14 protein-coding genes and 1 other annotated feature are annotated in these 13605 nt (G+C 43.0%); of the genes, 11 read left to right on the top strand and 3 right to left on the bottom strand.

The window, feature by feature from the left end; genetic code table 11:
• The first annotated feature begins 60 nt into the window (after positions 1–60).
• The gene (locus PSE72_RS05275; RefSeq protein WP_115167671.1) at positions 61–1428 is read left to right on the top strand and encodes an L-serine ammonia-lyase; all 1368 of its coding nucleotides are present in this window, start codon (positions 61–63) and stop codon (positions 1426–1428) included.
• Positions 1429–1509: 81 nt separating this feature from the next.
• Here the strand turns inward: PSE72_RS05275 and PSE72_RS05270 are convergent, their stop codons facing one another.
• The gene (locus tag PSE72_RS05270; protein ID WP_115167672.1) at positions 1510–2715 is read right to left on the bottom strand and encodes a serine hydrolase; all 1206 of its coding nucleotides are present in this window, start codon (positions 2713–2715) and stop codon (positions 1510–1512) included.
• A 217-nt stretch (positions 2716–2932) separates the two neighbouring features.
• Between PSE72_RS05270 and PSE72_RS05265 the strand changes: the two genes are divergently transcribed.
• The gene (locus PSE72_RS05265; RefSeq protein WP_198641813.1) at positions 2933–3556 is read left to right on the top strand and encodes a glutathione S-transferase family protein; all 624 of its coding nucleotides are present in this window, start codon (positions 2933–2935) and stop codon (positions 3554–3556) included.
• On the opposite strand, the gene PSE72_RS05260 is transcribed toward PSE72_RS05265, so the two are convergent.
• Complete coding sequence (locus PSE72_RS05260) at positions 3557–4384, bottom strand: SDR family oxidoreductase (protein ID WP_115167673.1); 828 nt, start codon at positions 4382–4384, stop codon at positions 3557–3559.
• A gap of 268 nt (positions 4385–4652) precedes the next feature.
• Positions 4653–4780: a sequence feature (His leader region), on the top strand.
• A gap of 53 nt (positions 4781–4833) precedes the next feature.
• Between PSE72_RS05260 and hisG the strand changes: the two genes are divergently transcribed.
• The 9 genes from hisG to PSE72_RS05215 all read left to right on the top strand — a co-directional run bounded on the left by hisG (position 4834) and on the right by PSE72_RS05215 (position 12647).
• Positions 4834–5733 carry an ATP phosphoribosyltransferase gene (hisG, locus tag PSE72_RS05255; protein WP_109911005.1) on the top strand — a complete coding sequence of 300 codons (900 nt, stop codon included), beginning with the start codon at positions 4834–4836 and terminating at the stop codon, positions 5731–5733.
• 6 nt (positions 5734–5739) lie between these two features.
• The gene (hisD, locus tag PSE72_RS05250) at positions 5740–7056 is read left to right on the top strand and encodes a histidinol dehydrogenase (RefSeq protein WP_217007777.1); all 1317 of its coding nucleotides are present in this window, start codon (positions 5740–5742) and stop codon (positions 7054–7056) included.
• 3 nt (positions 7057–7059) lie between these two features.
• Positions 7060–8130, top strand: coding sequence for a histidinol-phosphate transaminase (hisC, locus tag PSE72_RS05245; RefSeq protein ID WP_217007778.1), 1071 nt, complete (start codon positions 7060–7062; stop codon positions 8128–8130).
• Positions 8131–8143: 13 nt separating this feature from the next.
• The gene (hisB, locus tag PSE72_RS05240) at positions 8144–9211 is read left to right on the top strand and encodes a bifunctional histidinol-phosphatase/imidazoleglycerol-phosphate dehydratase HisB (protein WP_115167674.1); all 1068 of its coding nucleotides are present in this window, start codon (positions 8144–8146) and stop codon (positions 9209–9211) included.
• Positions 9211–9804 (top strand): imidazole glycerol phosphate synthase subunit HisH, encoded by a 594-nt coding sequence (gene hisH / locus PSE72_RS05235; RefSeq protein ID WP_115167675.1) that lies wholly within the window; start codon positions 9211–9213, stop codon positions 9802–9804. Before hisB ends, hisH begins: the two co-directional genes overlap by 1 nt.
• Before the next feature lie 5 nt (positions 9805–9809).
• Positions 9810–10547: a 1-(5-phosphoribosyl)-5-[(5-phosphoribosylamino)methylideneamino]imidazole-4-carboxamide isomerase gene (gene hisA, locus PSE72_RS05230; protein WP_198641808.1), complete on the top strand. Its 738-nt coding sequence runs from the start codon at positions 9810–9812 to the stop codon at positions 10545–10547.
• Positions 10529–11305: an imidazole glycerol phosphate synthase subunit HisF gene (hisF, locus tag PSE72_RS05225; protein ID WP_115167677.1), complete on the top strand. Its 777-nt coding sequence runs from the start codon at positions 10529–10531 to the stop codon at positions 11303–11305. Before hisA ends, hisF begins: the two co-directional genes overlap by 19 nt.
• A complete protein-coding gene (hisIE, locus tag PSE72_RS05220; RefSeq protein ID WP_115167678.1) occupies positions 11299–11910 on the top strand; it encodes a bifunctional phosphoribosyl-AMP cyclohydrolase/phosphoribosyl-ATP diphosphatase HisIE in 612 nt (203 codons plus the stop codon). Before hisF ends, hisIE begins: the two co-directional genes overlap by 7 nt.
• A 260-nt stretch (positions 11911–12170) precedes the next feature.
• The gene (locus PSE72_RS05215) at positions 12171–12647 is read left to right on the top strand and encodes a YbaK/prolyl-tRNA synthetase associated domain-containing protein (protein WP_109911324.1); all 477 of its coding nucleotides are present in this window, start codon (positions 12171–12173) and stop codon (positions 12645–12647) included.
• 54 nt (positions 12648–12701) lie between these two features.
• Here the strand turns inward: PSE72_RS05215 and PSE72_RS05210 are convergent, their stop codons facing one another.
• Positions 12702–13343, bottom strand: a complete 642-nt coding sequence (locus PSE72_RS05210) for a CatB-related O-acetyltransferase (protein ID WP_115167679.1) — start codon at positions 13341–13343, stop codon at positions 12702–12704.
• Between the last annotated feature and the right edge of the window lie 262 nt (positions 13344–13605).

Below are 13605 nucleotides of genomic sequence, written 5' to 3'. Positions count from 1 at the left end.
AGCAACCAGTAATGGAAGCTACCTAATTTCAATGACTTTCTACAAAAGGAAGCACTGAATATGATTAGTGTATTTGATATCTTCAAAATTGGTATCGGCCCCTCAAGCTCCCATACTGTCGGCCCAATGAAAGCAGGCAAACAGTTTGTTGACGACCTTATCCAGCAAAAATTACTCACTCGCACGACACGAATTTCAGTTGACGTGTATGGCTCACTCTCTTTAACGGGTAAAGGCCATGCAACGGATATGGCGATTATTATGGGCCTTGCAGGTAACTTACCAGACACCATTGATATTGACGCTATTCCTGCTTTTATGCGTAATGTAGAGCAAACTGAAAGGCTCTCCCTTGCACACGGGCAACATGAAGTTGATTTTCCTACTGAAGGTGGCATGAATTTTCATACTACCAACCTACCACTCCATGAAAATGGAATGAGTATTACGGCATTCAGTGGTGATGATGTTATTTACAGCAAAAATTACTATTCTATCGGTGGCGGTTTTATCGTCGATGAAGAGCACTTTGGCCAATCTGATGAAAATGCAGTGCAAGTCCCTTACCCATTTAAATATGCGGCCGACCTGCAAAAACATTGTAAAGACACAGGTTTATCACTTTCCGCACTCGTGATGCAGAATGAATTAGCATTACGTAGTAAAGAAGAAATCCAACAATATCTCTCGTCCGTATGGGATGTCATGAAATCCGGTATTGAACGGGGAGTGACAACCGAAGGTTTACTACCCGGACCATTACGTGTACCACGCCGAGCAGCCGCATTACGCCGTCAACTCGTGACAACGGATAACACCAATATGGACCCAATGGCCGTCATAGATTGGATCAATATGTATGCGCTTGCCGTTAACGAAGAAAATGCAGCGGGTGGTCGTGTTGTCACGGCACCAACTAATGGTGCATGTGGCATCATTCCTGCGGTATTAGCTTATTATGATAAATTTATTCGCCCTGTGAATGAAAATTCCTATACCCGTTACTTTTTAGTTTCTGGCGTGATTGGCGCATTATATAAAATGAATGCGTCAATTTCCGGCGCCGAAGTGGGTTGCCAAGGAGAAGTGGGTGTTGCTTGTTCGATGGCCGCCGCGGGACTCGCCGAATTAATGGGCGGTAGCCCTGAGCAAGTGTGTATCGCAGCAGAAATTGCCATGGAGCATAACTTAGGTCTCACCTGTGACCCTGTTGGAGGACAAGTTCAAGTACCTTGTATTGAACGTAACGCCATCGCTTCCGTTAAAGCCGTGAATGCGGCACGCATGGCACTGCGTCGCGTCAGTGACCCACGTGTTTGCCTCGATAAAGTCATTGAAACCATGTATGAAACTGGTAAAGATATTAACGCTAAGTATCGTGAAACGTCTCAAGGCGGCTTAGCGATTAAATTGGCTCACTGCGAATAGTATTGTTTATCTATCGTCTCTATAAAAATGCCTGCATTCGCAGGCATTTTTTTGTTCACATCATTTTCAACTCAACCATTATTAACCGAAAATGGCACTCCACCAGCCACTAATGGTTTTCATGATATAATCCCAAATACGCCCAAAGAACCCCGCTTCTTCAACCGCATTTTTTGCGACTAAAGGGTGCTGTTCGACAACTTCATCATTAAGAATAAAGTTAATCGTTCCCACTGTTTGGTTCTTAGCAAGAGGCGCTTCAAGTGAATCGTTGGTGAGTTGAATATCCACTTTTAAGTTTTGCAATTGCCCTTTAGGAATAGTAATAGAAACATCATCGGCAACACCTAAATCAACTTCTGAAGTATCACCAAACCAGACACGCTGCTTTTTCAGTGTGGCATCAGCTTTAATTGGCGTGACAGTTTCAAAGAAACGGAAACCCCATGTCAGTAATTTTTCGCTTTCAGAAAAACGCACTCGGTCACTTGGTGCCCCCAACACAACTGAAATTAAACGCATATCACCTTCTGTTGCAGAGGCGACTAGATTATGACCTGCACCACTCGTGTGCCCAGTTTTTACACCATCCACCTTTAAATTTTGGTTCCATAACAAACGATTACGGTTTGGTTGACGAATTTTATTAAAGGTAAATTCCTTTTCCTTGTGCAGTGCGTATTCATCCGGTACATCACGGATCATCGCTTGGGTTAACAATGCCATATCCCGAGCCGTGCTGTATTGCCCTTCAGAATCGAGACCATGAACCGTTTTAAAGTGAGTATTTTTCAAACCAATCTTTTGCACGTATTGATTCATTAAGCTCACAAATGAGTCTTGGCTACCAGCAACATAATCAGCAAGCGCGATACTGGCATCGTTTCCTGACTGGATCACAATCCCTTTATTTAAATCTAATACAGAAACGCGGTCTTTTGGCTTCAAAAACATCAAAGAAGAGCCTTTCAAAACAGGATTACCCGTCGCCCATGCATCTTCCCCTACCGTGACCATGTCTTGTGGGGTAATTTTCCCTGCATTTACTGCCTGACCAATCACATAGCTGGTCATAATTTTGGTTAAACTTGCGGGGTCTAAGCGTTCATCTGGATTCCCAGAAGCTAAAATTTTACCGCTATTATAATCCATCAGAACAAATGCTTTTGCATCGACTTGAGGAGCAACCGGTGTCTGCGCCGCATAAGCACTGGTACTTACGGCAACCAAAAGACTCAACCCAATACCTGCTCGGCGGGTTTTTAAAGACAACATTTTCTTACTCATCGGTTATTCCTTCACTTAATTCTACACATTTAAAATACAGTCATTGACTCAGCGTCACTAAACGAGAACCCATCGCCGTGACAAAATTTGATAACTGGACCTAATATAAGACTTTAATTTCACAGAGGCCACCGCTAACAAATAAACATTTGCCTATGAGTGAATTTAATCTATCTTAACCATGGCCGATACCAAAAAATCAATTTAGGAGACTGCAATGTTAACTGTTTGGGGACGCGTCAACTCTTCCAATGTCAAAAAAGTACTTTGGTGCTTAGAAGAATTAAATATCGCTTACAATCAAAAAGATGTGGGTGGCCCATTTGGTGGACTAGATACACCTGAATATATAAAAATGAATCCAAACAGCACTATTCCAACTCTACAGGATGATGACTTTGCGCTGTGGGAATCAAATACGATTTTACGTTACCTTACGGAAAAATTTGATCATTCTCACTTATTACTCGCACAAGACTTACAAGAGAGAGCTGCCGCCGATAAATGGATGGATTGGAGTGGTGCTAATTTATTCGACCACATTAAGCAAATGATGAACAAAATTGTGCGTGTTCCTGAAGCGGATAGAGACCCAGAACAAGCTAAAATTATATATGGCAATATTAATCGATTACTCACAATTGCTGATAATGCATTAGCCAACCAAGCCTATTTCAGTGGTGCTAAATTTGGTATCGCAGACATTGCTATCGCGCCACTATTTTACCCTTGGCATGAAATTGTGACTGAACGCCCTGAATTTAACAATTTGGAACGCTGGTATCAGCAGCTGACCACGCGTCCTGCGTTCCAAAAAATTGTCATGATCCCAATTAAGTAATCACAAGGTCATACTCATCAAACTTGGGTTTGGGTACTGGTATTCAAACTCAAGTTCTTGGCAAATTTTATTACCGTTAATGACTTTCCCCTCTAATGCATTCCCCTCTTCAATAAATTGTGGTGGAACTAAACCAATAGATTGAGCGGCATGAGTATAAAATTCAGCTCGTGTCGGGTGGATTGGCGCACAAAGGTTATAAATATGCCCTCCCTGTGGCTGCTGGAGCAATAATAAAATGGCGTCAATTACATCGTCTTGATGCACCATATTGACAGGCTGATTTGCCCCCTTCACTCCGGTTTTACCTGCTAAAAAACGCCCTGCATGTCGTTTTTCCCCGACTAATCCTGCTAGTCTCAGAATATCTACCGATATGTTCGGTAATTGATGCAACCACTGTTCTGTCGCCACTAAAGCTTTAGCTGAATCCGTCACTCCATCCAATGGGCTATCTTCGGTCATTTCACCATTTTGCTCCCCATAAACCGCTGTTGATGACGTGAAAATAACTTTGGGTACCTGAAATGCTATTGCGCTATTCACCAGTGTTTCAATCGCTGCCATATAGTATTCGGTATTAATTTTAGAAGGGGGAAGCAAGATGACGATAGCATCGCTTTGCATCATCAATTGCGCTAAATCATCGTTATCACATTCAAGTTCAGGGGTTAATTTCAATGCATAACACTCAATTCCTACCGCTTGAGCGGCTTCAATACCATCTGGTGTTGTTTTAGTTCCAACCACATGAATGCCTTGGGACAATAAAGCTTGGGCAAGGGGCAACCCTACCCACCCTAATCCAATAATGGTGATTTTCTTCATACGATAACTCCTCAATCGACCAACTGACTGAAATTAATCACAGAGTAGCTGAAAACCATAAAACTTCCGAACACAATTTCTGAGAGATTAATCACTATAAAAGCGCATCAACTAATTATTATTGGTTATTTTTTAAAAAAAGGTTGCATTCATAGGGGGAAATCGGATAGGTTGAATACCAATGAGTATTTAGTTAGCACAATGAATGTTTAGTCATTCACTTAAATAACAGAACGGAAGACATTATGAATCGTATTTCACGCAACCATCATCATCACCATCATCCTGACTAGTCTTTCGGGCGATGTGTGCTGGAAGACGTTCAACGAATCTTCCGGTGGCTGAAATGCAAATTGAGAGAACCCTCGGAAGATAATCTTCCGAGGGTTTTTTTATTCTTGAACAAAGAGTTACTAAACAAAAAATTTTAAAGGGATAAGGGTAAAGTCATGTTGGATAAATCACGTTTACGTATTGCAATTCAAAAATCAGGTCGTCTGAGTGAAGAATCAAGAGAACTACTGGCTCGCTGCGGCATCAAAATCAACTTACAACAACAACGTTTGATTGCTTATGCAGAAAATATGCCTATTGATTTACTTCGTGTTCGTGATGACGATATTCCAGGACTGGTCATGGATGGCGTTGTTGATTTAGGGATCATTGGTGAAAACGTTCTTGAAGAAGAGTTATTAAACCGCCGCGCGCAAGGCGAAAACCCACAATACAAAACACTGCGCCGCCTCGATTTTGGTGGATGTCGCTTGTCATTAGCGGCGCCATTGGACTTTAACTACACGGGTGCAGAATGCCTGAATGGTTCACGTGTTGCGACTTCTTATCCACACTTGTTAAAACGCTATTTCGACCAAAAAGGCATTCAGTTTAAATCATGTCTGTTAAATGGTTCGGTTGAAGTTGCCCCGCGTGCTGGGCTTGCGGATGCGATTTGTGACCTTGTTTCTACTGGTGCCACATTAGAAGCAAACGGCCTAAAAGAAGTGGAAGTCATTTACCGTTCGAAAGCATGTTTAATTCAACGTGACGGTGAAATGTCAGCTGATAAACAACAGCTTATCGACCGTATGATGACCCGTATCCAAGGTGTTATCCAAGCGCGCGAATCTAAATACATCATGTTACACGCGCCAAGTGAAACACTAGAAGAAATCATTGCCTTATTACCAGGCGCTGAACGCCCAACTATTTTACCATTAGCAGGTGACAACAACCGCGTCGCTATGCACATGGTGAGCTCAGAAACCTTGTTCTGGGAAACCATGGAAAAACTCAAGGCATTAGGGGCAAGCTCAATCCTTGTATTACCAATTGAAAAAATGATGGAGTAAGCCGCCATGAAAATGGGATTTAACCAACCTGTTCGCTGGTCGGCTTGTAATCAAGAGCAACAAAGTGCTTTGCTGATGCGCCCCGCAATTGCGGCCTCTGGCAGCATTAGTACTGCGGTGAGCCAAATTATTGAGCAAGTCCGTAACGAGGGCGACACCGCCCTCCAAGCACTAAGCCGTCGTTTCGATAAAACTGAAATCGACACAGTGCGAGTACCTGCAAATGCCGTTGACGCGGCAGAGGCTCGTCTTGGCGATGAAATCAAAACAGCAATGAAAACCGCCATTGGCAACATTCGTCGTTTTCACGAAGCCCAAAAACCCACTCCGATTACAGTGGAAACACAGGCAGGCGTAGTGTGTCAACAAGTCACACGCCCAATAGATGCGGTCGGTTTATATATTCCGGGAGGCTCTGCGCCCTTGTTATCAACAGTCATGATGTTAGGAACTCCGGCGAATATCGCAGGCTGTCGCAAAATCATTTTGTGTTCGCCCCCACCTATTGCCGATGAAATTTTGTATGCAGCGAAACTGTGCGGCATCAGTGATATTTTCCAAGTAGGTGGCGCGCAAGCGATTGCTGCAATGGCATTTGGCACCCAAAGCATTCCTACAGTTGATAAAATATTTGGCCCCGGTAATGCCTATGTCACTGAAGCAAAACGCCAAGTGAGTCAAAGCCATGATGGAGCTGCCATTGATATGCCTGCAGGGCCTTCTGAAGTGTTAGTGATTGCGGATAACGGAGCAAACCCTGCATTCACCGCATCTGATTTACTATCACAAGCGGAACATGGCCCTGATTCACAAGTCATTTTATTAACTGACGATGAAAACTTTGCCCAGCGCGTGATAGAAGAAACAGAAAAACAATTAGCGCAGCTTTCTCGTGCAGAAATTGCCAGAAAAGCACTAAGTGCCAGCCGTGTCGTCATCGCTGATTCGATCGAACAATGTGTTGAAATTAGCAATCGCTATGGCCCTGAGCACTTGATTTTACAAACACGCAATGCTGATGATCTAGTCGATTCTATCACTAGCGCAGGCTCCGTGTTTGTCGGAGACTGGTCACCCGAATCTGCAGGAGACTACGCTTCAGGCACCAATCACGTATTACCGACTTACGGGTATACTGCAACCTATTCAAGCCTTGGCCTCGCTGACTTTATGAAGCGAATGACGGTACAAAAACTGTCGCAGCAAGGCTTATTAGGCTTAGCCAACACCATCGAAACTTTAGCGCAAGCAGAGCAACTCACCGCTCACAAAAATGCCGTTACCTTACGCGTTAACGAACTAAAAAAACAAAATCAGGAGTAAGTCATGAGCCAACCATTTAATGCCGCCAGTCTTGCACGTGAAAATGTTAAAACCATGACCCCTTATATGTCGGCGCGCCGCTTAGGGGGAAGTGGAGATGTTTGGCTCAATGCCAACGAGTATCCTATTGCTCCTGATTATCAATTCAGTGAACGTAACCTGAACCGTTACCCTGAATGCCAACCGGTTGCCGTGATCAATAACTATGCGGCTTATGCGCAAATCACACCAGAACAAGTCCTGGTTTGCCGTGGGGCCGATGAGTCTATCGAATTATTGATCCGCGCATTTTGTGAGCCGGGTAAAGATGCGGTGATGTTCTGCCCACCAACCTATGGCATGTACAGCGTCAGTGCGGAGACCTTTGGCGTTGAACAAAAGAAAATCATGGCGTTGCCTGACTGGGCATTAAACGTTAACGCGATCCGTGAAAATTTATCTAATACCAAACTGATTTATATTTGCAGCCCAAATAACCCAACGGGCAATATCATCGATAATAAAGATTTGCGTGAAGTGCTAAATATGGCAGCAGGCCGCGCATTAGTCGTTGTCGATGAAGCTTATATTGAGTTCTGTCCACAATACAGTGTGGCAAGCTGGCTTGCACAATACCCCAATTTGGTGATTTTAAGAACCTTATCTAAAGCCTTTGCATTAGCCGGTTTACGCTGTGGCTTTACCTTAGCTTCTCCTGAAGTGATTGAAGTGCTATTAAAGGTTATCGCCCCTTACCCTTTATCAACCCCTGTTGCGATGATTGCCGCTCAAGCCCTTAAACCACAAGGCATTGAAACAATGAAAAGTCGTGTAGTAGCGGTAACCGAAAACCGTATTGCACTCAGTGAAGCTCTGCGCGACTTGTCTGTGGTTGAACATGTTTATCCGAGTGAAACTAACTATATTTTGGTACGTTTCACCGATGGCAGTAAAGTCTTTAAAGCCCTGTGGGATCAAGGCATTATTTTACGTGACCAAAGCAAACAGCCGGGTCTCATTAATTGCCTGCGTATTACTGTCGGGACAGAAATTGAAAATACCCGTGTTATTGAAGCTATTGCCGCACTTTGCTAATTAGGAATGACTCATGAGCCAGAAAATTTTATTTATCGACCGTGATGGAACATTAATTACCGAGCCGCCAACTGACTTCCAAGTTGATAGCTTAAGTAAACTCGCCTTTGAAAAAGCAGTCATTCCTAGCTTACTTGCCCTGCAAAAAGCCAATTATCGCTTAGTGATGATAACCAATCAAGACGGCTTAGGAACAGATAGCTTTCCGACCGCTGACTTTGAACCACCACACAACCTAATGATGCAAGTTTTTGAATCACAAGGCATAAATTTTGATGACGTGCTGATTTGCCCACATAAGCCTGAAGATAACTGCGCTTGCCGTAAACCTAAACTTCAGTTGGTTGAGCGCTATTTAGATAGCAACGTGCTAGACAGTGAAAATAGCTATGTGATTGGTGACCGCGAAACGGACATTCAACTCGCTAAAAATATGGGAATTAAAGGGTTACGTTATAACCCAACGGAACTAGACTGGGAAGCTATCACCACGCAGTTAACCAAACGCGACCGCCATGCGCTAGTCAAACGCGTGACAAAAGAAACTAATATCCAAGTCGAAGTGTGGCTAGACCAAGAAGGCGGCAGCAAAATTAGCACCGGTGTGGGTTTCTTTGACCACATGTTAGACCAAATCGCGACTCACGGCGGTTTCCGGTTAAACATTGAAGTCAGTGGCGACTTATTTATTGATGACCACCACACTGTCGAAGACACGGGCCTTGCTTTAGGTGAAGCTCTGAAAATCGCGCTTGGTGATAAACGCGGTATCGCACGTTTTGGTTTCGTTCTGCCAATGGACGAATGCCAAGCACGCTGTGCACTGGATATTTCAGGTCGCCCACACCTTGAATATAAAGCAGAATTCAAATACCAACGTGTCGGTGACTTAAGCACTGAAATGATTGAGCACTTCTTTAGCTCACTTTCCTATGCTATGGGTTGTACATTACACCTGAAAACCAAAGGGAAAAACGATCACCACAAAGCCGAAAGCTTGTTTAAAGTTTTCGGCCGCACACTACGCCAAGCGATTCGTGTTGAAGGGGATACGTTACCTAGCTCAAAAGGGGTTCTTTGATGAACGTTGTCATCCTTGATACTGGCTGTGCAAATTTAGCCTCCGTGGCTTATGCGGTGAAACGCCTAGGTTATGACCCTGTGGTGAGCCGGGATACCAATACCATTTTACAAGCCGACAAAGTCTTTTTACCGGGTGTCGGTACGGCTAGCGCGGCCATGGAAAAACTCACTGAACGTGAATTAGTGCCGTTAATTAAAGCCCTGACTCAACCCGTGTTAGGCATCTGTTTAGGTATGCAATTACTCGGTTCTTTCAGTGAAGAAGGTCAATCAACGGTGCCACTACTGGGGTTAATTGATAGCCCTGTACAAAAAATGGATGCCAATGGGCTTCCAGTTCCACATAGCGGCTGGAACCAAGTCAAAGCCCTAGCAGGAAACCCTTTGTTTAGGGATATCCCTGATAACGCCTATTTCTATTTTGTACATAGTTATTCGATGCCAATTTCCAGTAATACCATCGCACAAACTCAGTATGGCAACCCGTTTAGTAGCGCGGTGAATCGCGATAACTTCTACGGTGTCCAATTTCACCCAGAACGTTCTGGCACCGCAGGTTCACGCTTGATTCAAAACTTTTTGGAGATGTAATTACCATGATCATTCCCGCATTAGATTTAATCGATGGCACCGTAGTGCGATTGCACCAAGGGGATTACGCCAAGCAAACTGATTATGGCAATGACCCGCTCCCACGTTTGCAGCAATATGAAAAAGAAGGGGCAAAGCTCCTACACTTAGTGGATTTAACGGGCGCCAAAGATCCACAAAAACGCCAAATTCCACTACTGAAAAAATTATTGGCTGGCGTGAATGTTCCAGTACAAGTTGGTGGGGGTATTCGTACCGAAGAAGATGTTAAGGCCTTACTGGAAGCCGGAGCAGCTCGTGTTGTCATTGGCTCAACTGCGGTGACCAAACCTGAATTGGTTAAAACATGGTTTGAAACCTATGGTGGGGAAGCCATTGTACTTGCGTTAGATGTACGCATTAATAACAAAGGCGTAAAAGAAATCGCCATTAGCGGCTGGCAAGAAAATTCAAATTTAACATTAGAACAAGCCATTGAAATATATCGTCCTTATGGCTTAAAACATGTCCTTTGCACCGATATTTCCAAAGATGGCACCTTAGCGGGTTCTAATGTGAACTTATACCAAGAAGTAAGCCAAAAATTCCCCGACATTGCCTTCCAAGCATCAGGGGGCATTGGCAATTTAGACGATATCGCCGCTATTCCAGCTTCAGGGGCTGCAGGGGTGATTGTTGGTCGCGCATTATTAGAAGGTAAATTCACCGTTACGGAGGCAATCAAATGTTGGCAAAACGCATAATTCCTTGCTTAGACGTCCGTGATGGGCAAGTGGTTAAAGGTGTCCAATTTCGTAATCACGAAATTATCGGTGATATTGTTCCATTAGCACAGCGTTATGCCCAAGAAGGTGCAGACGAACTGGTATTTTATGATATTACCGCCTCTTCTGATGGTCGAGTGGTAGATAAAAGCTGGGTTGCCAAAGTCGCTGAAGTGATTGATATTCCTTTTTGTGTTGCAGGTGGAATTAAAAGTGTCGATGATGCTGCACAAATTCTGTCTTTTGGCGCTGACAAAATTTCCATTAACTCCCCAGCATTATCCGACCCTACATTAATCAGCCGCTTAGCGGAGCGTTTTGGCGTACAATGCATCGTTGTCGGCATTGACACTTGGTTCGATGAAAGTACGGGTGAATATCTCGTTTACCAATTTACCGGTGATGAAAAACGTACCACACAAACTACGTGGAAAACCCTTGATTGGGTAAAAGAAGTTCAACAACGTGGCGCGGGTGAAATTGTGTTAAATATGATGAACCAAGATGGTGTTCGTCAAGGGTATGACCTACAGCAACTAAAAAAAGTTCGCGAAGTATGCCAAGTGCCATTGATTGCCTCAGGTGGTGCAGGCGAAAAAGTACATTTCCTTGATGCCTTCACTGACGCAAGCGTTGATGGTGCTTTAGCCGCTTCTGTATTTCATAAACAAATTATTAATATCGGTGACTTAAAACAATACCTAGCCGAAAATGGAGTTCAAATTAGAGTATGTTAACCACAGAACAATCTAGCCAGCTTGCATGGCAAAAAGTCGATAACCTGATGCCTGTTATCGTGCAACACGCCGTTTCAGGTGATGTGCTAATGCTTGGGTATATGAACCCAGAAGCATTACAAGTCACTTTAGATAGCCGTAAAGTCACCTTTTTCTCTCGCACAAAACAACGTTTGTGGACAAAAGGCGAAACCTCTAATAATTTTTTAAATTTAGTGGATATCTACCCAGATTGTGACAGTGATACGTTGCTAGCTCTCGCACTGCCAGATGGCCCAACTTGCCATAACGGCACACAAAGCTGCTTCGCACCAGCACAAAGCGACTGGGGCTTTTTATTTGAGTTAGAAACGTTACTAAAAGAACGCAAAACTGCCTCTCCTGAAAGCTCCTATACCGCACGTTTATACGCTAGCGGGACTAAACGCATTGCGCAAAAAGTCGGTGAAGAAGGTGTTGAAACTGCATTGGCAGCCACCGTGAATGACCGCGCAGAATTGACCAATGAAGCCGCTGATTTGATGTACCACTTATTAGTCTTACTACAAGACCAAGAGCTGGATTTAAGCAAGATAATCAAACGGTTAAAAGAGCGTCATCAGTAAACAACAGGCTGCCAGTCTCACTGGCAGCTTTATCATAGATGCAAGATGTGTTCAATTTGCTCGTGACTGAATAAATACCCAAGAATATTAGTAATAACAGACACAAAATACATCTGATACTTATTTTTTAATATTTCACCTATTTTAACGCTTTAGCAGCCTTCGGCTCCAAGGTTGTATCTACTTCCAAACTTGTTATCATTCCCTGTTATTGATGTGGTTTTAAAGGGAAAAAAACAGTGTCTGAAAATTCTATTTTTATGCAACTCACACAATTACTTGATAAAAATAATGCCAAATATCGTGTGATGGAACATTCCACTGCGGGGAAATCAGAAGAAGTGGCAAAAATACGTGGCACGCAACTTGGGCAAGGGGCAAAAGGATTAGTATGCCATGTCAAAGGAAATGGTATACGCCAACACGTACTGGCAATTTTACCTGCCGATAAACAAGCTGATTTGAGTAAAATTGCCACAGCAATTGGCGGGACTCGTGCATCTTTAGCAAGCCCAAAAGAAGTCGATGAGCTCACTCAATGCGTATTTGGGGCTATTCCCCCCTTTAGCTTTCATCCCAATTTAAAATTAATTGCTGACCCGCTACTTTTTGAACGTTTTGAGGAACTCGCCTTTAATGCTGGTACATTAGAACGCTCTATTATTTTAAATACAGAAGATTATCAAAGAATAGCAGCGCCTAGTTTAGTTGAATTTATTCGCACAGAAGAAAATTAGTTATATGTAAAAAGGGAGATTCCACAGAATCCCCCTTAACCTTAATAAGAAAAGCTAGCTAATCAATCGCTGGTCATATTTCTGGCTGGCATTTTTTAATGCCACAAAATCTGAGCTACAAATAAACCGCTTTAATGCGGTAAATTTTTCCTCCGACCAATCGTAGATTTTCAGTGCTAATAATTCAGTGATCACTTCAGGTGAAAAACGGTATTTAAGGGTTGTTGCAGGGTTCCCCCCAACAATGGAGTAAGGCTCGACATCTTTGATCACTACACTATTAGCCGCAATTACAGCCCCTTCACCTATTTTAACTCCAGGCATAATAAAGGCACGCATGCCAACCCAGGCTCCATCACCAATCACTGTGTCGCCTTTTCCTACATAAGCTTCTTCAATAAATTCAAGAAAAGGATATAAGCAAAACCAATCCATTCGGTGAGTATGGTTCCCTCCCATTAATATCACAGCTTCGCTACCAATACAGACATAATCACCGATATAAAGTTGGTCAACATCCCATGCTAGCTGCCAATCTCGGCTTTGTTCGTCACCTTGTAAATAACGCACAACTGACTGCTCAAAACCGCTATCCCAACAGCCGCTGTAATAACTATGCTTACCTTTAATATGGATATTGGGATTTTGTACGACCTCATGAAGTAGTTCGTATTTTGACCAATGTTTTTGATTCATGGCACTAAACCTTTTAATTCGTTTATATTTACCATAGAACGCATTCTATGGTGATGTATTCGCGTTCAAAATACATCACCTTTAGCCACTCGGGGTTGTTTTAATAATGGATTCAACATGTTATTCATCCTAACAAAACCGTTATTATTTAAATTACATGTATAAATAATATCATAGAAAATAGTTTTCAAATAATTAATTAATAATTAATAGAAAATAAACGAATAGTATTTAAGACTAACTTTCAAATAAAAAACACATA

Source organism: Providencia sp. PROV116 (assembly GCF_028482485.1).
In the GTDB taxonomy this organism is placed as follows: Bacteria; Pseudomonadota; Gammaproteobacteria; order Enterobacterales; family Enterobacteriaceae; genus Providencia; species Providencia rettgeri.
Note: the sequence above shows the minus strand (reverse complement) of the source record. Positions and strands in the feature narration are given on the sequence as shown.

Coding starts and splice junctions, on each gene's coding strand:
- PSE72_RS05215 (WP_109911324.1), top strand. CDS start 12,171: ATGCAACTCACACAATTACTTGATAAAAATAATGCCAAATATCGTGTG.
- hisH (WP_115167675.1), top strand. CDS start 9,211: ATGAACGTTGTCATCCTTGATACTGGCTGTGCAAATTTAGCCTCCGTG.
- hisIE (WP_115167678.1), top strand. CDS start 11,299: ATGTTAACCACAGAACAATCTAGCCAGCTTGCATGGCAAAAAGTCGAT.
- hisB (WP_115167674.1), top strand. CDS start 8,144: ATGAGCCAGAAAATTTTATTTATCGACCGTGATGGAACATTAATTACC.
- PSE72_RS05275 (WP_115167671.1), top strand. CDS start 61: ATGATTAGTGTATTTGATATCTTCAAAATTGGTATCGGCCCCTCAAGC.
- PSE72_RS05210 (WP_115167679.1), bottom strand. CDS start 13,343: ATGAATCAAAAACATTGGTCAAAATACGAACTACTTCATGAGGTCGTA.
- PSE72_RS05270 (WP_115167672.1), bottom strand. CDS start 2,715: ATGAGTAAGAAAATGTTGTCTTTAAAAACCCGCCGAGCAGGTATTGGG.
- hisF (WP_115167677.1), top strand. CDS start 10,529: ATGTTGGCAAAACGCATAATTCCTTGCTTAGACGTCCGTGATGGGCAA.
- hisG (WP_109911005.1), top strand. CDS start 4,834: ATGTTGGATAAATCACGTTTACGTATTGCAATTCAAAAATCAGGTCGT.
- PSE72_RS05265 (WP_198641813.1), top strand. CDS start 2,933: ATGTTAACTGTTTGGGGACGCGTCAACTCTTCCAATGTCAAAAAAGTA.
- hisA (WP_198641808.1), top strand. CDS start 9,810: ATGATCATTCCCGCATTAGATTTAATCGATGGCACCGTAGTGCGATTG.
- hisD (WP_217007777.1), top strand. CDS start 5,740: ATGAAAATGGGATTTAACCAACCTGTTCGCTGGTCGGCTTGTAATCAA.
- hisC (WP_217007778.1), top strand. CDS start 7,060: ATGAGCCAACCATTTAATGCCGCCAGTCTTGCACGTGAAAATGTTAAA.
- PSE72_RS05260 (WP_115167673.1), bottom strand. CDS start 4,384: ATGAAGAAAATCACCATTATTGGATTAGGGTGGGTAGGGTTGCCCCTT.